Annotated in this window: 21 protein-coding genes and 1 pseudogene; 21 read left to right on the forward strand and 1 reads right to left on the reverse strand. The window is 52.4% G+C overall.

Going from position 1 to position 22,244, the window contains the following annotated elements; translation table 11 throughout:
• Nucleotides 1-57 precede the first annotated feature (57 nt).
• The 16 genes and pseudogenes from L0Y14_RS02240 to ychF all read left to right on the forward strand — a co-directional run bounded on the left by L0Y14_RS02240 (nt 58) and on the right by ychF (nt 17,158).
• On the forward strand, nt 58-420 hold the full coding sequence (locus tag L0Y14_RS02240) for a response regulator (protein ID WP_005958589.1): 363 nt from the start codon (nt 58-60) through the stop codon (nt 418-420).
• A gap of 42 nt (nt 421-462) precedes the next feature.
• On the forward strand, nt 463-2,565 hold the full coding sequence (locus tag L0Y14_RS02245) for a chemotaxis protein CheA (protein WP_005958590.1): 2,103 nt from the start codon (nt 463-465) through the stop codon (nt 2,563-2,565).
• A 14-nt stretch (nt 2,566-2,579) separates the two neighbouring features.
• Complete coding sequence (locus tag L0Y14_RS02250; RefSeq protein ID WP_005958591.1) at nt 2,580-3,089, forward strand: chemotaxis protein CheW; 510 nt, start codon at nt 2,580-2,582, stop codon at nt 3,087-3,089.
• 31 nt (nt 3,090-3,120) lie between these two features.
• Complete coding sequence (locus L0Y14_RS16395) at nt 3,121-5,505, forward strand: methyl-accepting chemotaxis protein (protein ID WP_006473574.1); 2,385 nt, start codon at nt 3,121-3,123, stop codon at nt 5,503-5,505.
• A 98-nt stretch (nt 5,506-5,603) separates the two neighbouring features.
• The gene (locus L0Y14_RS02265; protein ID WP_005958593.1) at nt 5,604-8,636 is read left to right on the forward strand and encodes a methyl-accepting chemotaxis protein; all 3,033 of its coding nucleotides are present in this window, start codon (nt 5,604-5,606) and stop codon (nt 8,634-8,636) included.
• A gap of 51 nt (nt 8,637-8,687) precedes the next feature.
• Nucleotides 8,688-9,194 (forward strand): chemotaxis protein CheW, encoded by a 507-nt coding sequence (locus tag L0Y14_RS02270; RefSeq protein WP_010086949.1) that lies wholly within the window; start codon nt 8,688-8,690, stop codon nt 9,192-9,194.
• 180 nt (nt 9,195-9,374) lie between these two features.
• Nucleotides 9,375-10,129: pseudogene (locus L0Y14_RS16505) on the forward strand (ParA family protein).
• Entirely contained in the window at nt 10,126-10,689 is a 564-nt protein-coding gene (locus tag L0Y14_RS02280; RefSeq protein ID WP_005958596.1) for an STAS domain-containing protein, read from the forward strand. Before L0Y14_RS16505 ends, L0Y14_RS02280 begins: the two are co-directional and overlap by 4 nt.
• Nucleotides 10,690-10,709: 20 nt before the next feature.
• Entirely contained in the window at nt 10,710-11,273 is a 564-nt protein-coding gene (locus tag L0Y14_RS02285) for a hypothetical protein (RefSeq protein ID WP_039959459.1), read from the forward strand.
• Between the two features lie 89 nt (nt 11,274-11,362).
• Nucleotides 11,363-12,199: a CheR family methyltransferase gene (locus tag L0Y14_RS02290; protein ID WP_006473575.1), complete on the forward strand. Its 837-nt coding sequence runs from the start codon at nt 11,363-11,365 to the stop codon at nt 12,197-12,199.
• 7 nt (nt 12,200-12,206) lie between these two features.
• A complete protein-coding gene (gene cheD, locus L0Y14_RS02295; protein ID WP_039959446.1) occupies nt 12,207-12,833 on the forward strand; it encodes a chemoreceptor glutamine deamidase CheD in 627 nt (208 codons plus the stop codon).
• A gap of 53 nt (nt 12,834-12,886) precedes the next feature.
• Nucleotides 12,887-13,960 (forward strand): protein-glutamate methylesterase/protein-glutamine glutaminase, encoded by a 1,074-nt coding sequence (locus L0Y14_RS02300; protein WP_006473577.1) that lies wholly within the window; start codon nt 12,887-12,889, stop codon nt 13,958-13,960.
• A 122-nt stretch (nt 13,961-14,082) separates the two neighbouring features.
• Nucleotides 14,083-15,294: a methyl-accepting chemotaxis protein gene (locus L0Y14_RS16400; protein WP_270104656.1), complete on the forward strand. Its 1,212-nt coding sequence runs from the start codon at nt 14,083-14,085 to the stop codon at nt 15,292-15,294.
• Nucleotides 15,295-15,320: 26 nt separating this feature from the next.
• On the forward strand, nt 15,321-15,638 hold the full coding sequence (locus L0Y14_RS02310) for an STAS domain-containing protein (protein ID WP_082626959.1): 318 nt from the start codon (nt 15,321-15,323) through the stop codon (nt 15,636-15,638).
• 67 nt (nt 15,639-15,705) lie between these two features.
• Nucleotides 15,706-15,972: an STAS domain-containing protein gene (locus tag L0Y14_RS02315; protein WP_006473580.1), complete on the forward strand. Its 267-nt coding sequence runs from the start codon at nt 15,706-15,708 to the stop codon at nt 15,970-15,972.
• A 94-nt stretch (nt 15,973-16,066) separates the two neighbouring features.
• Nucleotides 16,067-17,158 carry a redox-regulated ATPase YchF gene (gene ychF, locus L0Y14_RS02320; protein ID WP_006473581.1) on the forward strand — a complete coding sequence of 364 codons (1,092 nt, stop codon included), beginning with the start codon at nt 16,067-16,069 and terminating at the stop codon, nt 17,156-17,158.
• A 552-nt stretch (nt 17,159-17,710) separates the two neighbouring features.
• On the opposite strand, the gene L0Y14_RS02325 is transcribed toward ychF, so the two are convergent.
• A complete protein-coding gene (locus L0Y14_RS02325; RefSeq protein ID WP_006473582.1) occupies nt 17,711-17,962 on the reverse strand; it encodes a hypothetical protein in 252 nt (83 codons plus the stop codon).
• 171 nt (nt 17,963-18,133) lie between these two features.
• Here L0Y14_RS02325 and L0Y14_RS02330 point away from each other — a divergent pair, with 171 nt between their 5' ends.
• From L0Y14_RS02330 to L0Y14_RS02350, 5 genes are all read left to right on the forward strand, one after another.
• Complete coding sequence (locus L0Y14_RS02330) at nt 18,134-18,817, forward strand: zinc metallopeptidase (RefSeq protein WP_005962946.1); 684 nt, start codon at nt 18,134-18,136, stop codon at nt 18,815-18,817.
• A 60-nt stretch (nt 18,818-18,877) separates the two neighbouring features.
• Entirely contained in the window at nt 18,878-19,390 is a 513-nt protein-coding gene (locus L0Y14_RS02335) for a SixA phosphatase family protein (RefSeq protein ID WP_005962943.1), read from the forward strand.
• 180 nt (nt 19,391-19,570) lie between these two features.
• The gene (locus L0Y14_RS02340) at nt 19,571-20,419 is read left to right on the forward strand and encodes a hypothetical protein (RefSeq protein WP_006473584.1); all 849 of its coding nucleotides are present in this window, start codon (nt 19,571-19,573) and stop codon (nt 20,417-20,419) included.
• 175 nt (nt 20,420-20,594) lie between these two features.
• Nucleotides 20,595-21,557 (forward strand): arsenosugar biosynthesis radical SAM (seleno)protein ArsS, encoded by a 963-nt coding sequence (gene arsS / locus L0Y14_RS02345; RefSeq protein WP_005962937.1) that lies wholly within the window; start codon nt 20,595-20,597, stop codon nt 21,555-21,557.
• 48 nt (nt 21,558-21,605) lie between these two features.
• Nucleotides 21,606-22,244 (forward strand): TIGR04282 family arsenosugar biosynthesis glycosyltransferase, encoded by a 639-nt coding sequence (locus tag L0Y14_RS02350; RefSeq protein WP_006473585.1) that lies wholly within the window; start codon nt 21,606-21,608, stop codon nt 22,242-22,244.

Consider the following 22,244-nt stretch of genomic DNA (forward strand, 5'->3'; position numbering starts at 1 on the left):
GGTTGTCGGCATTCCGCTCCAGGGAAAACCCACAAATACACACTCAGGAGAAAAGGCATGGCAAGCATTCTTGCAGTCGATGATTCCGCCTCCATGCGTCAGATGGTCTCTTTTACCCTTAAGGGTGGGGGTTATCAGGTGATTGAGGCGGTTGATGGCGTTGATGCATTGAGCAAAGCCAAAGGACAGTCGGTCAATCTAGTGATTACAGACGTCAATATGCCCAATATGGACGGCATTGCATTGATAAAAGAGTTGCGAGCGCTTCCTGCATACAAGTTTACCCCAATCCTGATGTTGACCACGGAGTCGAGTGGCGACAAGAAGCAGCTGGGCAAGTCCGCCGGTGCGACCGGCTGGATCGTCAAACCCTTCAATCCCGATCAATTGCTGGCTACGGTGAAAAAGGTCATCGGCTGATAGCCACTCATCTGACAGTTTGCCATTACGGGGGGAGAGATCATGTCGATCGACATGGCGCAATTTCATCAGGTCTTCTTCGAGGAGAGCTTTGAAGGCCTGGAGATCATGGAGTCCGGGCTGCTTAATATGGACCCTGGCACGGTTGACGACGAAGAGATCAATGCCATCTTTCGTGCCGCCCATTCCATAAAAGGTGGCAGCGGCACCTTTGGCTTCAACGACATCGCCAGTTTCACCCATGTCATGGAGACCCTGCTGGATGAGATGCGGGATGGGCGACGCCCGGTCACCAGTGAGGCGGTGGATGCACTGCTGCGCTCGGTCGATATCCTGCGGGATATGCTCAGCGCCGCCAGTGAAGAGGGCGAGGTCGAGCAGGAGAAGGTCAAAAGCCAGCAGGCGGAGCTGGAGCAGATTCTCAGTAACAAAACTGCTGTGGCAGGCGAGGCGTCAACACCGGAAGTGGTGAGCGCTGCGGAAACCATGGAGCCCCAAACGGAAGGTTGGCATATCGTGTTCCGGCCGCTGCTGAAAATGATGCGCACGGGTAATGACTCGCTACGCATTATCCGTGAGCTGGCGGAACTGGGCCGGCTGGAGCTACAGGCGGATCTCGAGGCTCTGCCAGCGCTGCAGAGCTACGAGCCGGAAGATAGCTACATTTCATGGGACATTTACCTCCATGGGGCGGTGGACCGGGAGGCCTTGGATGAGGTGTTTGTCTGGGTTGAGGATGATTGTGAGCTCATCATCATGCCCTTGATGCCGCAATCCGCGGCAGAGGAAGCCAGCGTCCCCGAATTATCAGCTGCTGAACCGAAAACTGCGGCGTCAGCAGAACCCCCTCAGTTAAAAGCAGTGCCGCCGCAACCAGAGCGCCGCGTTGAAAAGAATCGGCGATCGGGAAAAGAGCGGCGCACCAGTGGTAATCGGAGTGCAGGCAGTGGCGGCGGGTCGATCCGTGTAGATATCGCCAAGATCGACAGCCTGATCAATATGGTGGGTGAGCTGGTTATCACCCAGTCGATGCTCAGCCTGTTGGGTGAGGATTTCGATATGGGCAAGCTAGAGCGGCTCAATGATGGCTTGGGCCAGCTGGAGCGCCACACCCGTGAGCTGCAGGAGAGCGTGATGCAGATCCGCATGCTGCCTATCAGCTTTACCTTCAGCCGCTTTCCCCGCCTGGTGCATGATCTGAGCAACAAGCTTGGCAAGAAGATCGAGCTGAAGGTGAGCGGCGAAAATACCGAGGTGGACAAAACGGTGATCGAAAAAATCGGTGACCCGTTGGTCCATCTGGTGCGCAACAGCCTCGACCACGGCATCGAGATGCCCGATGAGCGTGTTAGCGCCGGCAAGCCCGAGACTGGTGTGATCCAGCTCAACGCATCCCACAAGGGTGGCAATATCGTCATCGAGATCCGCGATGATGGACGTGGCCTCAATCGCGACAAGATCGAGGCAAAGGCGATCGAGCGTGGAATTATCCCAGAAGGCCATATGCTTGAGGACCGGCAGATCTATGAACTGATATTCCAGGCTGGATTCTCAACGGCGGACGAGGTGAGTGACGTTTCTGGCCGTGGTGTTGGCATGGATGTGGTGCGCAGAAATATCAACGAACTGGGTGGCAGCATCGAGATCGAATCCGATCCGGGCAAGGGCTCTGCCATCATCATCCGACTGCCGCTGACCCTTGCGATCCTCGATGGCCAGACCGTATCTGTCGGCTCGGAGACCTATATCGTGCCGCTGGTTTCAATCATCGAATCGATCCAGGTCTCGGAGGAGATGATCAATCTAGTCGCCGGCCGCGGTGAGACCTTCAAGCTGCGCGGTGAGTATCTGCCGATCGTCAGGCTGCACGAAGTATTCGGCATTGAAGACGTCAAGGCCACAACCCTGAAAGAGGGATTGCTGGTGGTGGTCGAGGGTGAAGGACGCCATTGCGGGTTGTTTGTTGATGACCTACTTGGCCAGCAGCAGGTGGTGATCAAATCCCTTGAAGCCAACTACAAAAAAGTGGAGGGCATATCCGGAGCAACCATCCTTGGGGATGGCTCCGTCGCACTGATTATCGACATCCCTGGCCTGTTGCGATTGGCGACCCAGGCCCAAGTCAACGAGAAGCGGATTGCCTGACAGAGGGTGAGCAGATGAATACAGCAAAGAAACTTGAGCCGGTGGAGTTGGAAATGACGGGTCAGGAGTACCTGACTTTCTCCCTTGGCAGCGAAGACTACGGCGTGGATATCCTGCGGGTACAGGAGATTCGGGGCTGGGAGCTTGTCACGCGTATTCCGAATGCACCGGACTATGTCAAAGGTGTGCTCAACCTGCGTGGATCCATCGTGCCGATCTTCGATCTGCGCCAAAGGCTGGGCCTAGAGCCTCAAGATTACAGTAAAGACACCGTGGTGATTGTTGTGCGTGTTAATGGCGCAAACAATTCACGGGCGATGGGCATGGTGGTTGATGCCGTTTCAGATGTGCTCAACGCCAACCCCAATACCATTCGTAATACCCCGGAATTTGGTGAAGCGATTGCCACTGAGTTCATCAGTGGGCTGGCCGATGCCGAGGGCAGGATGATCATGCTGCTGGATATCGATCAGCTCTTCAGCCAGAGGCGTGAGCAGGAACAAGAGAGTGTCGTCAATGCCTGAGCGGGCATTTGATGCAAATGGGAGAAGGTAAGTGAAGATCAATCAACCCGTCACCAATAATGAACGCTATATGAAGCCAGGCAGTATCCTGGTTTCCAAGACCGATCTCAAAGGCACTATCACCTACTGCAACAAAGATTTTGTCGAGATCAGTGGATTCAGCCGACGGGAGCTGTACGGCAAAAATCACAACATTGTGCGACACCCGGATATGCCGCCTCAGGCCTTTAAAGATCTGTGGGAGACCAGCAAGGCCGGTAAACCCTGGACCGGCATCGTTAAGAATCGCTGCAAAAACGGTGATTACTACTGGGTCAAGGCTAACGTTACGCCACTGCGCAGCAATGGCCGCGTGATTGAATATATGTCGGTTCGAACACCGCCAACCCGGGAGGAAATCGCTGCGGTTGAGCCGCTCTACCGGGGGCTGCTGGCCGATAGCAATGCGACTCTGGCACCCAAGGGCCTGGCCCGTTTGGCTGCTGGCTTTAAGCGGTTGCAGCTGAAGACCATACTCAACACTATTCTGTTTCTGATGGTCGTAATGTTTGTGGGATTGGCCGCGATGGTGCATTTCCAGGTGGCCGAGACGACTTTTCTGGCGTTACTGGCTGGTCTATCGCTGATCACCCTGATCAGTGGTGCCTTCCTTAACCGCCACATTACTCGTCCCATGAAGTATATCCAAGAGAAGCTGGATCAGATAGCCGAGGGCAACTACTTCGATTGGGTCGAGACCGATCGTAATGATGAGATCGGTCAGATGCTCCAAAGCCTCAAATCAACCCAGATCAAGCTGGGTTTCGATGTGATGGATGCGCGTGAGCAGGCGAACGAAGCAGGACGCTTGAAAGAGGCGCTGGATAACAGTTCAACCAGCGTTACCGTGTCGGATAAGGACAACATTCTGATCTTTATGAACAAGGCCGCCCGTGTCCAGTTCGAAGTCTTGGGTGAGAATGTCCGCAGCCAGGGCAAGCCATTTGACGTCGATGGGTTGCTTGGTTCCAGTCTTGCCGACTTCTTTCCTGATGAAAAGCTGGCTGAGATGTATCGGACGCAGCTTTCTGAGACACGCACTAGCCAGTTCGATGCCTGGTCGCGCAGTTTTAAGTTGATTACCAGTCCCGTGTTAGACAGTGATGGGGACTATCAGGGGCGTGTAACCCAATGGATCGATATTACCGAAGAGTTGAAAGTGGAGCGTGAGATCGATGCCATTGTAGGCGCAGCGAAAGGCGGAGATCTCAGCCAGCGGATCGAACTTGAAGGCAAGACAGGTTTCTTTGTCCAGCTGGCGGGGGGGATCAACGAGCTGATCAATACTGTTGATCAGGTGTTTTCTGATATCGGTCAGGCGATGCGGCGACTTTCTAATGGTGATCTGACCAAGCCTATCTCCGCTAACTATGCTGGCACTTTTGGCGAAGTGAGGGACAACGTCAATAGCACCATCACAAACCTTGAGAAGGTGGTGGTGCAGCTGAATGAATCTGCCGACGTGATCCGTACCGGGGCTGGTGAGATATCCGCTGGCAACAACAACCTTTCCTCCCGTACCGAACAGCAGGCTGCAAGCCTGGAAGAGACGGCATCCTCGATGGAGGAGCTGACCAGCACGGTGCGCAACAATGCAGATAATGCCCAGCAGGCGAATCAGCTTGCCGCCAGCGCCAGGAGTACTGCGGAACATGGTGGTGAAGTCGTCAGCAGTGCAGTACAGGCGATGAATGCAATCAATACCGCCAGCAGCAAAATTGCCGAGATCATTGGCGTGATTGACGAGATCGCATTTCAGACCAACCTGCTGGCGCTGAATGCCTCGGTAGAGGCGGCCCGAGCCGGCGAACAGGGACGGGGGTTTGCGGTGGTTGCGACCGAAGTGCGGAATCTGGCCGGACGTAGCGCCACTGCAGCCAAGGAGATCAAGGAGTTGATCCAGGACAGCGTGCATAAGGTGAAAAGCGGTGCCGAACTGGTGAATGAGTCGGGTGAAACGCTGGAGCAGATTGTGACCAGCGTAAAGAAGGTTGGCGACATCATCTCAGAGATTGCAGCGGCCAGTCAGGAACAGTCCTCTGGTATCGATCAAGTCAATCTTGCTGTGACCAGCATGGATGAGGTGACGCAGCAGAATGCTGCGCTTGCAGAGCAGACATCTGCAGCCGCAGCCTCAATGAATGAAAAGGCGCAGCAGCTGGATTCTCTGGTGCGTTTTTTCAAGACCGATGCAACAAGTCGGCACTCTGCAGCGCCGCTTTCAACAGCGAGAGCGAAGCGGACCCAGCCTGTAAGAGAGATGAAGCAATCACCGGTGGCGAAAGAGGCTGTGGCTGCTTCGCAATCCACACAGAGCAGCGTTCGCAAGATCACCCCCGTGCCTGAAAGCGATAGCGATGAATGGGAAGAGTTTTAACGCCGCAGCATTGCAACCCAACTATGCATCTGCCTTGGAAAGGCGTTTGACTGCTTGAAGCAAGGCCTGAACAGAAAACTGATGAAAGAGATCGCGCTATGAAAGTCAACCAGCCGGTAACCGGGGTCGAGATCCCGTTGCAGGAAGATACGATCATTGTCTCCACGACAGATCTGAAAGGCATGATCACCTCTGCCAATGGTGCCTTTATCGAGATCTCAGGCTTTAGCGAGGCTGAGTTGCTTGGTAGGAATCACAATATCGTGCGTCATCCAGATGTTCCTGCGGCGGCGTTTCAGGATCTTTGGGATACGATTAAGAAGGGACATCCGTGGACCGGTATCGTCAAAAATCGGGCAAAGAGTGGTGACCATTACTGGGTCAAGGCAAACGTAACGCCTATCTATCAGAATGGCCAGGTTGTGGAGTACATGTCAGTGCGCACTAAGCCTACAGCGGAGGAGGTTGAAGGTGCAGAAGTGCTCTATCGGGCGATCAACAGTGGCAGTTATAAAGGTGATGGCTGGCTGACTCGCAGACTGAAAGGAATAGGAAATCTGCCTCTGTTGAAGAAGTTCTATCTGGTCATGCTGTTCATGGCCGTGAGCTTTTTGATTTCCGGAGTGGCGGCATGGAGTCCTATGCAGCATGCAGAGGTGCAGTGGCATAACTATCAGGAGCAGGTTGCAGAGCGGCAGACTCTACTCTCTGAGATGAAGTCACAACTTGGCTATGGTGGTGCGATACACAACTTTAAAAACTATGTGCTGCGTGGCCAGCTGAAGTATGCAGAGCGGTTCCGCGGCAATTATCAAAAGCTACTGAAACTTTTGGACCAGTACGCCGCCCTTGCTTCAGTCTCATCAGAGGAGCAGCAAGCGCTGTCGAAAATACGTAGTGTCGCTGACAGCTATGCCGGAATGATCGACCAAGTGGTGAGCATGAGTACCGCTGGAGAGTCGCCAACTGCAATCGATGGCGTGGTCAAGATCAATGACCAGCCTGCGCTTGAGGGCCTTGAGACGCTGAAGATGGAGTACGCCCGCTTGACGTCTGCTCAGACAGCCGAGCTTGAAAGCACCATAGGTTTCGGAAAGAGCGTGTCAGCTCTGATGCCGCCGGTTGGTTTCGTCATGCTCTTTGTTATCTTCTTCCTGGTTCTGAAACGTGCTGTTTTGAATCCCATAGAGGCTTCACTTGGGTATTTTCGCCGAATCGCTGAAGGGCACTTTTCTGATGACATTGAGTTACGTCGTGGGGATGAGATTGGTGATCTCTATCGCGGCATCAAAATTATGCAGACGAAGGTAGGATTTGACGTTAACGATGCCAGGGAGAGGGCGGAATCAGTGGCCCGCATCAAGACTGCACTAGATAACGTCTCAAGCTGCGTAATGATGGCAGATAATGAACGTAATATCGTCTACATGAATAAGACCGTTCGATCTCTGTTTGAGGTGGCTGAAGCAGATATTCGTAGCCAGCTGCCTGAGTTTGATGCCAGTCAGTTGATGGGGACAAACATTGATCTGCTCTACAAGCATTCTGATCGCCAGGCAAAAATGCTAGAAGGCCTCACAAAAACTTATAGATCGGAGTTGAGGATTGGCGGTCGAACCATGGGCATTATCGCCAATCCGGTGCTTACGGAGGATGGCCGGCGTCTGGGTACTGCAGTGGAATGGAGTGACCGGACCAGTGAAGTGGCTGTCGAGGATGAGCTGGAGAATATCGTGGCAGCAGCGCTCCACGGTGACCTGAGCAGGCGGGTCAGCCTGGAAGGAAAAACTGGTTTCTTTAGTCATCTTGCAAAAGGGATCAATGCTCTGATCGATCAGATGAGTCGCGTTTTTGATGATGTTGCTAGCACGATGAAGCGAGTCAAAGAAGGGGATCTGAGCGAAGGGATCACGCATGAATATTCAGGAACCTTTGGCGAAATTAAGGAGGCGGTGAACGAATCTACATTTAATCTCAACAGAATGATCGCTCAATTGAGAGAGGCAACGGACAGCATGATCGGTGCGGCGGGCGAGATATCTTCGGGCAATAGTAATCTGTCTGCCCGTACCGAACAGCAGGCGAGCAGTCTTCAGGAGACTGCCGCAAGTATGGAGGAGTTGACATCAACGGTTAGAAACAATGCGGACAATGCGCAACAGGCTAATCAGTTGGCGATGAGGGCGAGAAGCTCTGCAGAGCGCGGTGGAGCGGTCGTACAAAATGCGATTCATGCCATGGATGAAATTAACCAGTCAAGTAACAAGATCTCGGAGATCATCGGTGTTATCGACGAGATTGCATTTCAAACCAATCTTCTTGCGTTGAACGCCTCTGTCGAGGCGGCTCGGGCCGGAGAGCAGGGGCGTGGTTTTGCAGTGGTTGCTACAGAGGTAAGAAATCTTGCCGGTAGAAGCGCAACTGCTGCGAAGGAGATAAAAAATCTGATCAAAGACAGTGCTGCGAAGGTTGAAAGTGGAGCAAGCCTGGTAAATGAATCGGGTTCCACTCTGGAAGAGATTGTTTCAGAAGTTAAAAAGGTTGGAGATATCGTTTCTGAAATTGCAGCGGCAAGTCTCGAACAATCGGAAGGTATTGAACAGGTCAACCAGGCTGTCACCAATATGGATGAGTTGACTCAGCAGAATGCAGCGTTGGCGGAGCAGACTTCTTCGACAGCGGTCGCTATGAGTGAAAAGGCGCAGGATATGGAAAGGTTGATACGGTTTTTCAACCTGGAGAACAAGCATAGTGGTGGAGCTTGCGAAGCAAGAGAGGAAGATAGCTTCGATTTTCATGCTGCTCGCGCTGCACATCTCTCATGGAAGATGCGGTTGCGTGACTTTTTGGATGGTAAGAAGTCGATGCATAACGAAGAGGCAGTGTCTCATCGTGATTGTGCACTTGGAAAGTGGCTCTATGGTTTTGCTATGGATGAGTATGGGTATATCGAAGAGATGCAGGTGATGGAGAAGCTGCATGAGAAGATGCACTCCGTTATCAAAGATGTGGTCTCTCTTCGGAACGCTGGAGATGATGAAAATGCAGAGGCTGCGTTTGCAGAGGTTGGCCCGCTTTCAGATGAGATCATCCATCTGCTAAAGCGGGTAGAAGCGATGGTGGAAGAGTAATCCTTGTTGTATGACAGAGAGTGGCAATGAGGTTTAAAAATGGTTGCTGATATGAAGGTAGGTAGTGAGGCTGGTTCAACTGAGGTGGCGCAGTCGGTGAGTGGCCAGTATCTGAGTTTTACTCTTGGTGGTGAGCACTACGGTGTGGATATCCTTCGTGTGCAAGAGATCAAGGGATGGGAAGAGGTGAGGGCTTTGCCTGACACCCCGGAGTATGTGAAGGGAGTGCTCGACCTGCGTGGCGCCATTGTTCCGATCATTGATCTTCGGGCGCGCTTTAAGCTTGAAAAAATCGAGTATACGCCGACAACGGTGATCATAGTGCTTTCTATTGAGCAGGGCGAGGGAAGCAACATAGTCGGGGTTGTGGTGGATGGTGTCTCAGATGTGCTTGATATAAGTGACAGTTTGACGAGATCTGCGCCTGATTTGGGGGCTCATATTAACACCCGGTTTATTACAGGGATGGTGTCAGAGGGCGAGCGAATGGTCGTCCTTCTGGATGTGGATAAGCTGTTTTCCCCTGATGATCTAGGGGTGTTAGGCGCCTCTGGATGAATCTTGGCGAGCAGAATTATGAGGTCAAGTTTCCCGATGCAAGGCGGAGATCGCAGGTAATAAGTGGTCTATTGCCTAGATTTCAAACGCAGCAGCGGGAAATATGGACCGCAAGGTTGTCGTCTGTGATTTGTTCAGAGCTCCTTAGAAAACGTCGACTGATCTGAGGTAAATAAAAGCATGCGCCGTATTGCGGTAATCAACCAGAAAGGGGGAGTGGGTAAGACAACCATTACTACCAATCTTGGGCATGCACTGGCCTTGAAAGGATATCGAGTTACGGTTATCGATCTTGATCCACAAGGCCAGCTCGCAGCCAGTCTAGGGATGTTTCGGCCACCTGTGGAGGGTGTGGATCAGGTTCTGTTAAACGGGGCAGAACTGGAATCTGCAGTGATAAATACACGTGATTTATTGCAGTTGGTGTCGGCGGGTAACAACCTACAGCAGGTGGAAGAGTTGAGGGGGGGGGAGCCGCCCGGGCAAGTATTCTTAAGAATGCGCTGGAAGGTCAGTTCAGTGATCAAGACTTTATCCTGTTCGACTGTCCACCATCGGCGGGAATTCTTGTCTCGAATGCCATGTTTGCTGCTGATGAGGTTCTGATCCCGGTTAGTGGTGATTACCTCTCTCTCAGCGGTCTGGCCAAGATGATGATGACGCTGAAACGGTTTGAGCCATATCTTGAAAAGCCCCACGAAAAATGGATTGAGATGAGTCGTGTCTATCCTCGCAGGCGGCTATTTAGGGAGGTGTGCGACAAACTGCTTGGCCATTTTCCCGGACAGGTGTTGGCAAACCCCATAAAGGAAGCCGCAGTGATGGCAGAGTGCCCTGGAGTCGGGCGAACCATATTCGAATATCGCCGATCAAGCCAGTCAGCAAAAGAGTTCGAGGCTCTGGCAACCGATCTTCTTGAAAGGAGGACGATGTGAGTACTTCCAAAAAAAGGCCCCAGGTGTCGGTGATGAGTCATGATCCGCTTGCTAATTTCGATGAACTGGATGCCAAAAATGTACCAGTTGATGTTGCTGGGGGGGCAGTAGCTGATTTTGTACCAGAGATTGGGGCCGGCACAGAACAACAGGTGGCGTCGGTGGATTCTGATGCGCAGGAGGTCGATTGTGATGAAAACGAGGCCTCCCTCAATGAGGCACATGGGACAACAGATGATGATCTGACTGTGGCTGCGCCTAATCAAGAGGATGATGAGATGGGCGGAATCAATCTTGGAGATAGTCTGACAATACAGGAAGTAAGCAATCTGCACGATACAGTGAAGTCTGCACTTTCGACAGGCGGCACTCTCACCTTTCACGGAGGAAGTGTGGAGCGGATTGATGGCGCAGGCATTCAGTTGCTATGTGCGATATTCAAAGAAGCAAACTCGCAACACTTGAAAATTTCTTGGGGGAGTGCATCAGAAGTTCTTGTCAATGCTGTCAAGTTGGTGGGGGTGGCCCAAGCCATTGAGTTGGCGGGTAAGTCGGAATGAGTGGCAAGGGGGAGATGGGGATGTCAATGCACAACAATCTGCCTTCAACTGCGACCCAGCCTGATCTTGACTGGAGTCAGGTTCGTGAAACCGTTCGGATGTTGAACCTGGCAGTGGCACAGATTGAGGTGGCCATGAGAGAGGGAGATGACTCAGTAGAGACTCTTACAAATTCATTTACCTCTATGATTGAAAGTTCCAGCTCAATTGTCCAGGCAGTTGAGCGATTGCAGAACACAGGAAAGGATGAGGGGCTAATTGCAGAAGTGGAAAAGGAAAGCAGTCTGATCTCTGAGAAGATGCAGGCTGGTGTTATTGCATTCCAATTTTACGACAAGCTATCACAGCGATTGGCACATGTGAGTCATGCGTTGGCGGCCCTTTCTGAGTTGGTTGAGGACGGAAGTAGAATATTCAACCCAAATGAGTGGATTGGGCTGCAGACAAAAATACGCTCCAAGTACAGTATGCGTGAAGAACAGGCAATGTTTGATTCTTTGCTTGAAGGGAAAACTGTTGATGAGGTGCTGGCTAATGGCGTTGGGATAACGCATGAGCCTGATAATGATATTGAGCTTTTTTGATCGGCGGGCAGGCTGCCAAACGGCGGTTTTTTAAGGCTAGTGCAAGTTTGCCGTAAACAATGGTGCAGTGTATGGAGGTTGTGTCGAGTATGGTGGAGCGAGAATTTGTTTTTTCTCAGCAGAACTTCGATTTTCTGCGCTCTATATCGAACAAGAAGACGGGCATTGTTGTTACCGACGACAAGTTCAATATGTTCTATGCGCGCCTCTCACGAAGGTTGCGTAAGTTGGGATTGGCGGATTTTGATTCTTACTGTGATCTGATTCGAAACGATCCGAATGGTGAAGAAATGATCGAGTTGGTTAATGCGGTAACAACCAACTTGACCTCATTCTTCCGTGAAAATCACCATTTCGAATACCTCTCTAAAACTATTGTCCCAGAAATGGTGAAGAATAAGCCTGCCGAACGGAAGATCCGCATTTGGTCGGCAGGTTGCTCAACTGGTGAAGAGCCTTATTCCCTTGGAATAACTCTCCATGAGGCTCTCGCTCCTCATGTTGGATGGAATGCGGAGATATTGGCAACCGATATCGATTCCAACGTCCTTGCGAAAGCAGCATCTGGTGTCTATTCCGGTGAGCGTGTTGATGGTCTTGATTCAAGGCGACTGCAGAAATGGTTCATGCGAGGGAAGGGGGCTAATAGTGGGATGGTGCGACTTAAGCCGGAAATCATGGGATTAATCCGCTTTGGTCAGTTAAATCTGATGGAGGATTGGCGGCTGGAACAGCCGCAGGATGTGATCTTTTGTAGGAACGTGATTATCTATTTTGACAAGGTATCAAAAACCAAATTGGTTGAGCGGTTTGCGGACAACATCAAAGAGGGAGGTTATCTGTTTATTGGGCATTCTGAGTCATTGTTTAAGTTAACCGATCGTTTCGAGTTAATTGGCAAGACCATATACAGAAAAATCAGGTAGAACTAAAATGTCGCGTCACCAATTAGGCAAGCCACTTCCTGGCTTTGAACGGATCAACCGCTACTGGGACAGGCAACATTCCACTGCTGCGGCAAAGATTCTGCCTGGCGAATACTATGTTACAAAGCAAGATGAAATTATTACTACAGTTCTTGGCTCGTGTGTGTCAGCGTGTGTTTGGGATCAAGTCTTTGGTATTGGCGGAATGAATCACTTCATGCTGCCTCTTAGTGAGAGCGGAAACTGGGGAGGAGGGGCAATTATCAGTGGAGCTACCCGCTACGGAAACTATGCAATGGAGCACATGATCAATGACATACTTAAACATGGAGGGCACCGGCCAAACCTTGCGGTAAAGATATTTGGTGGAGGGAAAATCATCAGCAACATATCGAATGTGGGTGGAAATAATGTCGATTTTGTGAAGTCATACATTCAGGAGGAAGGGCTGAAACTGATGAGCGAGGATGTGGGAGATATATATCCTAGAAAAGTTGTGTTTTTTCCTGCGAGTGGGCGGGTTAGAGTGAAAAAACTTAAACGCATGCACAACGATACAATTGTTCAGCGAGAAAAAGTATATCAGCACGATATCGAACAAGAGCCGCTGGAAGGGGCGGTAGAGCTTTTTTGATGTCGATTGGTAGGTTGTTGGCTGGGGATCCTGAATAGATAGAAGAGGATGGCATGATCAAAGTTTTAGTGGTGGATGACTCTGCTTTGGTGCGGCAACTCCTAACATCGATTCTCGACGCCGATCCTGGTATTCAAATTGTTGGCACCGCAGTTGACCCATACCAGGCGAGAGAGAAAATAAAAAAATTGTCACCTGATGTTTTGACGCTGGACATTGAGATGCCGCGTATGGATGGAGTGACATTTTTGGGGAATCTGATGCGACTACGCCCAATGCCAGTAGTAATGGTTTCCACGCTTACAGAACAGGGTGCCGATGTGACGCTGCAGGCGCTTGAGATGGGGGCGGTTGATTTTGTCTCTAAACCCAAGCTGGATGTTGCACAGCAGCTGCCTGATTATGCGGAAGAAATAATTTTGAAGGTAAAAACTGCAGCGCGGGCAAAAGTGCAGGTGCTGGAAAGGCGGGTTGCAAAAGCACCGCTGACTGCTTCGGATAAGCTGTCAGCAGATGCGGTTCTTGCCAGGAGTGGAGGGAAAAGCCACTTCAGGACAACAGACAGGATTATCGGGATCGGTTCCTCGACGGGAGGAACAGAGGCAATCAAGGATGTTTTAAGGGATCTTCCGCCAGACCTTCCTGGCATAGTCATTTCACAGCATATTCCAGAAGCGTTTAGTGCCGCATTCGCCAGTCGCGTCAATGGCATTACCCAACTTACTGTTTGCGAGGCTCAGAATGGACAGCAGATTCTGCCCGGACATGTCTATATTTCTCCTGGTAATCGCCATCTTTTAGTGCGACGCGATGGGGCGAGGTACATATGCAGCTTGAATGATGGTCCTCCGGTGAACAGGCACAAGCCGTCGGTAGATGTGATGTTCCGCTCCCTAGCGCAAAATGCAGGCCCAAATGCAATTGCAGTAATGCTAACAGGAATGGGTGATGATGGGGCTGAAGGCATGGGAGAGATGCGGCAGGCCGGTGCACCGACCATAGCGCAAGATGAGAAGAGCAGCGTGGTCTGGGGAATGCCTGGAGAAGCGGTCAAGCGTGGCTATGTGGAGGCAGTTCTTCCATTGCAAAAGATCGGAATGCGCCTCACTGAACTATGCAAACAATAGTTCAAGGTGCCCGGACCTGCGGGCATGAGATGCATCGCTCTCAAGATTCATACCAAAGCGCCGATAATGAGTGAGGCAGACCTAATACTCTAGCAGCAGAGCGGATCAATTTGGCGGTATAGATGGCCAACTATTTTGCAAAACCCTGGCACCCTTGGGTGTTTTCTAGCCTATTTGTATTGGCCGCTTGGCCAATGGGGGTGAGCTGGGTTGGTGTCCTGATGCTGGCAGTGCTGACTCTCATTTGGGGGCTGCTCGATTACCGAAATCGTAAAAAACTGACGCAAGGAGAACAAAGCATTCGTGCCCTTGCTGGTGGCGGTGAATTAATCGGCGAGATGGGTGCCTTGTCGCGGGAAATTAAACTTGGAGTTAGTGAGCAGGTTGCCAAGCTGCGAAGTGAGCAGGCCCAGATTCAGACCTTGATCAATGATGCGGTCCAAACACTGCAAGAGAGTTTTAACGGGATAAATGGACAATCACAGGCGCAGTTGGAACTGGTAATGGGTCTGATAGAGAGTGTGTCAGACGGTATTGAGAGCGAAGGTAACAAAAAGATCACATTTGCTGACTTTGCCAGTGAGACGGACAAAGTTCTGCGTTTTTTTGTCGAGCACGTTGTCACGATTAGCCACAATACCATGATGTTGGTGGAGCGTGTTGAGGATATGTCCAAGGAGATGGAGCATGCGGATTCATTGCTGACGGATGTTAAGGTGATCGCCGATCAAACCAATCTATTGGCGCTGAATGCAGCTATTGAGGCTGCTCGGGCGGGTGAGGCAGGTCGGGGGTTTGCTGTTGTTGCTGATGAAGTGCGTAAGCTCTCGCAGAGATCAAACCGCTTCAACGATCAGATCAGGAACGTAATAGGTACCTCTAAGGAAAATATTCAGGAGGCTAGGGACTCAGCTGCAACCCTGGCTTCAAAAGATATGGGCTTTGCAATTCACTCAAAAGCACGTGTTGATGAAATGATGCGGCAGGTTGCAGAAGTGAATGAAGTCATTGCGGATAATTTGGCTAAAGTTTCATCAATGTCCTCTGAGATTCATAACCAGGTTGGTTCGGCTGTGCGGTCATTGCAGTTTGAGGATATCGTGCGCCAGCTTTCCGGTTATAGTGAAGAACATTTTTCAAAAATTGAGGATATATTTGAGTCAATGCAGACCGAGATCAATAGGATGGTGAGTGCCCCGGAAACGACTCCGAAGGAACTTGCCATCAGTATCCGTACGGTCCGCGAATCGCTCAAACAGCAGTTTGCTGATATGGCCACCCATAAGCCGGTGGATCAGGAGAGTATGAGTGAGGGTGATGTGGAGCTTTTTTAGCGGCGGCGTATGTGGGGATTAAGAGAATGAGTCTATCGAGCACTACATACGATGCTGGAAGTGGCATCAGAATCACTGTCACTGGGCGCTTTGACTTTTCCTGTCATCAGGAGTTTCGTGCGGCTTATGGCAAAAATGATCCGTTAAAGAGCCACTACACGATTGATCTGTCTGGAGCAGATTACATAGATAGTTCTGCGCTGGGAATGTTGTTGGTGCTACGTGAGCGCTCTGGTGGTGATAACTCAAATATCCGAATCATAGGTTTTAATCAGTCAGTTGGTGAGATATTGCGAATAGCTGGGTTTGGCCACCTTTTTCAGATGGATCCACAGGCCAAGTAGTAAATTGAACGTAGATTGTGAGGCAAATATGTCGGTAACTACATCAAAGTCATCAGATGGCACGAGTGTGACGATAAAGATATCCGGACGGTTTGACTTCTCCAAACACCAGGATTTTATTAATGCCTACAAGGCCTACCCAAAGGGCGAGATGGGCTTTGTGGTGGACTTGGCTGAGGCTGAGTATATGGATAGTTCCGCGATGGGGATGCTGTTGCAGTTGCGTGAGCACAGCTCAAAGGTGAAGGATAGCGTGGTGCTTGCCAACGGAAATGACGCGATCAATGAGATCTTGAAGATTGCCAACTTCGGCAAGCTTTTTCTGATCAAATAGCGTCGAAGCAGGAGATAGTGCGGGGAACCTCGCGCCCTGCTGGAAAGTCCGGCCTCATTTCCGGTATGCTTTGTGCCTTTTGAGGCTCCGGAATATGGGTTTTAAATGCGGTATCGTTGGGCTCCCCAATGTGGGTAAGTCGACGCTCTTCAACGCTCTGACAAAGGCCACTATTGCGGCCGAAAATTATCCTTTTTGTACTATCGATCCCAACGTGGGAGTGGTCCCCTTACCAGATCCGCGCCTTGATGCAATCGCCGGGATCGTTAATCCTCAGGCAGTGCTTCCGACTACCATGCAGTTTGTCGATATTGCCGGACTGGTTGAAGGCGCTTCCAAAGGTGAAGGGCTCGGGAATAAGTTTCTTGCCAATATTCGTGAGACAGACGCGGTTGCGCAGGTGGTGCGCTGTTTCGAGAACGATGACGTGGTGCATGTGGCGGGTAAGATCGATCCACTTGCCGATGTTCAGGTGATCAACAATGAGTTGGCGCTGGCTGATCTGGAGTCCGTGGAAAAGGCGCTGGACAAGACGATTCGCCAGGCGAAGACTGGTGACAAGAAGGTGCTTGCCCGCAAGGCCTTGTTGGAGCGCATATGTGATCATCTGTATGACGGTAAATCAGTGCGTTCTATGGCGCTCAGCGATGATGAATTACAGGAGATTCGGGAACTATTCCTGCTGACCGTAAAGCCCATCCTCTATATTGCAAACGTTGCGGAAGATGGCTTTGAAGACAACCCGCATCTGGATGCGTTGAATACGCTTGCCTCTGCAGAGGGGGCTGAAGTGGTTTCTGTGTGTGCCGCCATTGAAGCTGAGATTGTGGAGCTTGAAGAGGATGAGAGGGAAGAGTTCCTCTCCGATTTGGGATTGGATGAGCCGGGTCTGAACCGCGTTGTTCGGGCGGGTTACCAGTTGCTGGGGCTCGAGACATACTTCACTGCCGGTGAAAAAGAGGTTCGAGCCTGGACGATCCCAGCCAATGCATCCGCACCCCAGGCTGCCGGGGTCATCCACACAGATTTTGAGCGGGGTTTTATACGTGCCGAGGTGATCAGCTACGATGATTTTGTCAAATTTAGAGGCGAGCAGGGCGCACGTGAGGCGGGAAAACTCCGTTCAGAAGGCAAGGATTATCAGGTCAAAGACGGTGACATAATCCATTTCCGGTTCAATGTTTGATAATTGGGGCGGGGGAACCGTTTAGCTGACGTAAGTTAGACTAGGGGAGCGCTGATTAAGTCTGGTTAGATTTGGGCTGAGATAAAATTGTACCAATTGGTTTCGAAATGAGCAGAAATGACCACTCTATTGTTGTGATCTTCGGGATTAATTGGGGTGATATTAGTTGGCGTAAAGCAATCACGACTTATTCAGTGGTTCCCTAAAGTCGCCGGGTTTTGCCTATCGCGGCTCTGGCTTGGCCGCTACGGGCCATTCTGCCTTTATGCGGCTAAGCCTCCATGTGCAGGTTCTGGGACGCTTGTGCTTGCTGCTACGCCGCCATCCTTGGGCGGTGCTCATTGGGCCAGCCTGCGGTTGTCCGAATCTACTTCCGGCAGATTTGTTACACAAGTTGTAGCCATAGTGACAACTTTGATCGGCGTATCTCTGCGCCTTACCCCTTCGGAGCTTGCGCGAAACATTGCTTCCTGCGATTTTTTCGTTCCAGAGCAACGTCCAGTCATATCTGCCTGGCGCCAGATTTCGCGATCTACCATCAACCAGGCTGGTTTATAGCTGACTGTTGCAGGGCATCTGTGCGCAGAGTTGGTCGAGCCACTGGAGGTTGAATCTTTTACGTAGCCGGCAGGGGAGGCAACGGTTGACCTCGTCAAGCAGCGAGATGGCGGCACCGACCACGATCAATAACCAGAAGACCTGGTTAAACCAGGTGTGATTGATAATCCCGTCCAGACCGTAGGTGAAATAACCGACCAAGCCGAACACCATGGCTGCAATCAGACCAAAAAGGATGGGTAGCATGGTTTTCTCCTCAAATAATGTACTAATAAGTATATTAGTAGATAATGAATTTTAGCTAAACAGTAAGAGTGCAATTTGCGGTTTTGGTTCCCGAAGAGTGTGATCGCCTCCTCGAAAGGGTGTTAGGGTTGAACCTGCTTTGTTGATTGAGATTGGATTCGGCTGGCACCAATGCATCTGCTCCTGTTGACTCTGCTGCTGATCGCCCTTGTTTACCTTCCTCAGTGGTGGGTTCAAAGTATCTTGAATCACTACAATCGGGAATCGGAGCCCTTCCCCGGTAATGGCGGGGAGTTGGCGCAGCATCTGCTCAAGCGCTTCGAAGTGCACGGCGTGAAGGTGGAGGTGACCGACCAGGGGGATCACTACGACCCCGTGCAGCGGGTGGTCAGGCTGACCGGGGATAAGCTGGATGGGCGCACTCTCACGGCGATCGCCACCGCTGCCCATGAGGTGGGCCATGCGATCCAGCACGCCAGCGATTATCCGCCTTTTCGCTGGCGCGAGCGACTGGTGCGTTTTGCACTGATAAGTGAGCAGATCGGCTCGTTTCTGCTGTTTAGTGTGCCTCTGATCGCCGCAGTCACCCGTCTGCCTGCCGTCGGAGCCCTAATGCTGTTGGCGGCGCTCGCGACTATCGGTGTCGGGGTTGTTGTGCAGCTGGTGACCCTGCCGGTGGAGTGGGACGCGAGCTTCGGTAAGGCGTTGCCGATCCTCACCAAGGGCGGCTACATCAACCCTAAGCAGGAACTGGCGGTGCGGCGTATCCTCAGGGCCTGTGCCATGAGCTATGTGGCCGCCTCTTTAGCGGGTCTGCTTAACTTCTGGCGCTGGATGCGGATTTTGAGGCGATAAAACTAGTCAGTGATTGTATGGATTATTTGGATCTGACGGCACATCTTCGAGGGTATTCCCATGCATCTTGAGCTGTTGTTGATGCGCCATGGCAAATCAGATTGGAGCCGGGCTGTTGATGACTTCAGGCGACCACTGAAAAAGCGGGGCCGGCGAGGTGCACAGCGCATCGGTGCCTGGCTGTGGCAGCAGGGACTGCGTCCAGATCATATTGTCAGTTCACCAGCGGAGCGTGCCAGTGCCACGGCACGACTGACATGCGAGGCGGTGGGCTTGCCGGTTGAGCGGATCGTCTACGATGAGCGAATCTATGAGGCGGGCATTAACGCTCTGTTACAGGTGCTGGCCGATACTCCCGCCAAGACTGAGCGAGTGTTGCTGGTGGGCCACAATCCTGGCCTTGAGAATCTGCTGATCTATCTGGCAGATCAGCCGGTTGTGTTGCCGGAGGATGCCAACCTGATGCCGACAGCGACCCTGGCGCGATTCAGGCTGGCTGGCGACTGGCAATCACTGAGTGCTGGCGCTGGCCGGTTGCTCTCAATCACCCGTGGCCGAAATCTCCCCGACTGATCGATCTGGGGGAGAAAACACCACTGGGCGGCGGTCTTGGAGATGCCAGCCTGTATGAGGGGTGACCGGCGTCACGGAATGGCAGGTCCGCCAGATTGCTGTTTCACACCAGACACCATGAATGGATAAACTCGGTTTCCTTACTTTCCGCACGACTCACTACCCAATGGAGATGAATTGATGAAGCGCCTCAGCATCGATGCTACTGCTGCCCTGGTCCTGGGGGCGCTGCTTCTGTTGGTTAATCTGATCGGGCTATTCAGAACGATGGAGGAGCCGGATCTGCTGCTCGATAATCGCGCCACTTTCAAAGGTGACAAACAGCTGATACTGGCTGAGATGCTGCCACAGGCCGATCGCAAACCCGGTGAGGATATCGAAACCTATTTCAAGCGCCTGAACCAACTGGTGAATGGTTCTATCGCCCACCTCTGGCACAGCGATGATGCCAAATACAGATACCATGGCCATGTGCCGCCTTGGGAAAACTATATCTTGTGGACGCTGGGATACCTCTGGAGTGAGCGGGTCGGTCAATATGAGTTTTTCGACTGGCGCAAGGCGGTGGAGCGAGGGATCGGGCTCTGCTCTCAGCATGCTCTGGTGATTAGCGGTATTCTGGAAGAGAACGGCATCGAGTCAAGCATTGTTGGACTGGAAGAGCATGTAGTGGCGACCGCTAAGACCACCAACGGCGACTGGTGGATCCTCGATCCTGACTACGGGGTTGTCATCCCGCATGATCTGCGAACTCTGGAACAGCAGCCTGAACTGGTCAGTGAATACTACGCGCCATCGATCCTCAACTGTAGCCCTCCCCTGAAGACCAAGACCTGTCAGGATGTGGCCTACATGGCGGGGATCTACCAGTCCACCGAGAATAACCATATCTACCCCAGCGGCCACACCGGCTATTCCTGGAAGTGGTATCTCATCGAGAAGGCTGCCTATCTGCTCAAATGGGCGATACCTCTGTTGTTATTTGGTTATGCCCTATTCAGATTCCGGCAGCGCCGTCGCTTGAGCTAGTGCTCTATTCCATCGGAATTGAGGCTTGCTCAGGTAATTATTGCGGTTTTTTTTTCACTCCTCTCTAATAGCGGCCTGAATCCAGGCGGCGCTTTGTTGCGTATTTCCTGTGATATGTCGTGCCGGTCGTGGTTGGGCGCGGCTCCAGCTTTTTCACTTGTGAACCGGAACTGCCATGTTGAATACGGCCCATCTACTTCAGCCCACCACATTTCCCGCCATCGAGCGTGGTGAGTTGAAGACCTTGCAGGTCAATCTGGGCCTGCGTTGCAACCTCTCCTGCCAGCATTGCCATGTCAATGCCGGCCCCCAAAGGACCGAGCAGATGGAGCGGGGGGTGGTGGAGGATGTGTTACGGTTTCTCTCCCGCCAGCAGTTGCAGAGCCTGGATCTCACCGGCGGTGCCCCTGAACTCAACCCGAATTTTCGCTACTTGGTGGAAAAGGCCCGGGCGATGGGGGTGCATGTCATCGATCGCTGCAACCTGACCGTGCTCGAAGAGTCGGGTCAGGAGGGGTTGGCTGAGTTTCTGGCCGCCAACCGGGTCGAGGTGGTTGCCTCTCTGCCCTGTTATCTGCAGGAGAATGTCGATAGTCAGCGTGGCAAGGGGAGCTATGACGCCAGCATTCGCGGTCTGAAACAGCTCAATCAGCTGGGTTATGGCGACCCGGCAAGTGGGCTGTCACTCAACTTGGTCTACAATCCGCTTGGGCCGAGCCTGCCGCCGCCACAGGGCCCGCTGGAGGCGGACTATCGCAAGCAGTTGGCAGAGCGCTTCGGCATCAGCTTCAATCAACTCTTCACCATCACCAACATGCCGATCCGGCGCTTTGGTAGTTTGCTCCACTCCAAGGGCGAGTTTCACACTTATCTTGACCTGCTGCGTTCCTCATTTAGCCCAGACAACCTGCAAGAGCTGATGTGTCGTTCTCTGATCAGTGTCGATTGGCAGGGGCGGGTCTATGATTGCGACTTCAACCAGATGCTCGATATGCCGATCAGTGATGAGAATAGTCCTAGACCAACCCTCAGCACCCTGCTCGATACGGATCTGCGCGGCAGGCCGATCCAGATTGCCGAGCACTGCTACGGTTGCACCGCGGGGCAGGGCAGCAGTTGCGGCGGGGCACTCGACTGATGCTGCTGCCATAGTCTGCAGATCGATCAGCGCCAGTCAGAGTTGAAGATGCAGCCGGTTGGTGAAGCGATACTGATCTTTGCTAAGGCGCCGGTCGCCGGCGAGGTGAAGACCCGCCTGATCCCTGCGCTGGGTGCGGACGGTGCGCGCCAGCTCTACCAACAGCTGCTGGAGCGGCTGCTCGGGATGGTGTGTCGGGAGCTGTCGTGTGCGGTGGAGCTCTGGTGCACCCCAGACAGCACGCATCCGCTGTTCCAGCACTTTGCCAGCCTACCGGGGGTGACGCTCCACCGGCAGCAGGGAGAGGATCTCGGTGAGCGCATGGCATATGCTTGTGAGGAAGCGTTGAGGCGGCAGCAGCGGGTGATTTTGATCGGTGTCGATGCGCCGGCACTTACCCCGCAGCAGTTGACCGATACCTTCGGGCGGCTTGCATCAGGAGACGATGCGGTGCTCGGCCCGGCGGAGGACGGGGGGTATGTGCTGTTGGGATTGAAGCGGAGTGCCGAATGCCTGTTTCATGGCCTACCGTGGGGTGGTGATCAGGTGGCGCAGTTGACGCGGGCCTGTCTGGAGCGGCTGGGATGGCGCTGGAGCGAACTGCCGACCCTGTGGGATCTCGATCGGCCGGAGGAGCTGCCGCGCCTCAGGTCACTGGGCTTAGGATTCTCGACTGAATCGACCTGA

This window comes from Candidatus Endoriftia persephonae (genome assembly GCF_023733635.1).
GTDB lineage: Bacteria > Pseudomonadota > Gammaproteobacteria > Chromatiales > Chromatiaceae > Endoriftia > Endoriftia persephonae.

Coding starts and splice junctions, on each gene's coding strand:
- L0Y14_RS02290 (WP_006473575.1), top strand. CDS start 11,363: ATGGTGGAGCGAGAATTTGTTTTTTCTCAGCAGAACTTCGATTTTCTG.
- arsS (WP_005962937.1), top strand. CDS start 20,595: ATGTTGAATACGGCCCATCTACTTCAGCCCACCACATTTCCCGCCATC.
- L0Y14_RS02350 (WP_006473585.1), top strand. CDS start 21,606: ATGCAGCCGGTTGGTGAAGCGATACTGATCTTTGCTAAGGCGCCGGTC.
- ychF (WP_006473581.1), top strand. CDS start 16,067: ATGGGTTTTAAATGCGGTATCGTTGGGCTCCCCAATGTGGGTAAGTCG.
- L0Y14_RS02250 (WP_005958591.1), top strand. CDS start 2,580: ATGAATACAGCAAAGAAACTTGAGCCGGTGGAGTTGGAAATGACGGGT.
- L0Y14_RS02325 (WP_006473582.1), bottom strand. CDS start 17,962: ATGCTACCCATCCTTTTTGGTCTGATTGCAGCCATGGTGTTCGGCTTG.
- L0Y14_RS02270 (WP_010086949.1), top strand. CDS start 8,688: ATGAAGGTAGGTAGTGAGGCTGGTTCAACTGAGGTGGCGCAGTCGGTG.
- cheD (WP_039959446.1), top strand. CDS start 12,207: ATGTCGCGTCACCAATTAGGCAAGCCACTTCCTGGCTTTGAACGGATC.
- L0Y14_RS02340 (WP_006473584.1), top strand. CDS start 19,571: ATGAAGCGCCTCAGCATCGATGCTACTGCTGCCCTGGTCCTGGGGGCG.
- L0Y14_RS02265 (WP_005958593.1), top strand. CDS start 5,604: ATGAAAGTCAACCAGCCGGTAACCGGGGTCGAGATCCCGTTGCAGGAA.
- L0Y14_RS16400 (WP_270104656.1), top strand. CDS start 14,083: ATGGCCAACTATTTTGCAAAACCCTGGCACCCTTGGGTGTTTTCTAGC.
- L0Y14_RS02335 (WP_005962943.1), top strand. CDS start 18,878: ATGCATCTTGAGCTGTTGTTGATGCGCCATGGCAAATCAGATTGGAGC.
- L0Y14_RS02310 (WP_082626959.1), top strand. CDS start 15,321: ATGAGTCTATCGAGCACTACATACGATGCTGGAAGTGGCATCAGAATC.
- L0Y14_RS02240 (WP_005958589.1), top strand. CDS start 58: ATGGCAAGCATTCTTGCAGTCGATGATTCCGCCTCCATGCGTCAGATG.
- L0Y14_RS02245 (WP_005958590.1), top strand. CDS start 463: ATGTCGATCGACATGGCGCAATTTCATCAGGTCTTCTTCGAGGAGAGC.
- L0Y14_RS02300 (WP_006473577.1), top strand. CDS start 12,887: ATGATCAAAGTTTTAGTGGTGGATGACTCTGCTTTGGTGCGGCAACTC.
- L0Y14_RS02285 (WP_039959459.1), top strand. CDS start 10,710: ATGTCAATGCACAACAATCTGCCTTCAACTGCGACCCAGCCTGATCTT.
- L0Y14_RS02330 (WP_005962946.1), top strand. CDS start 18,134: ATGCATCTGCTCCTGTTGACTCTGCTGCTGATCGCCCTTGTTTACCTT.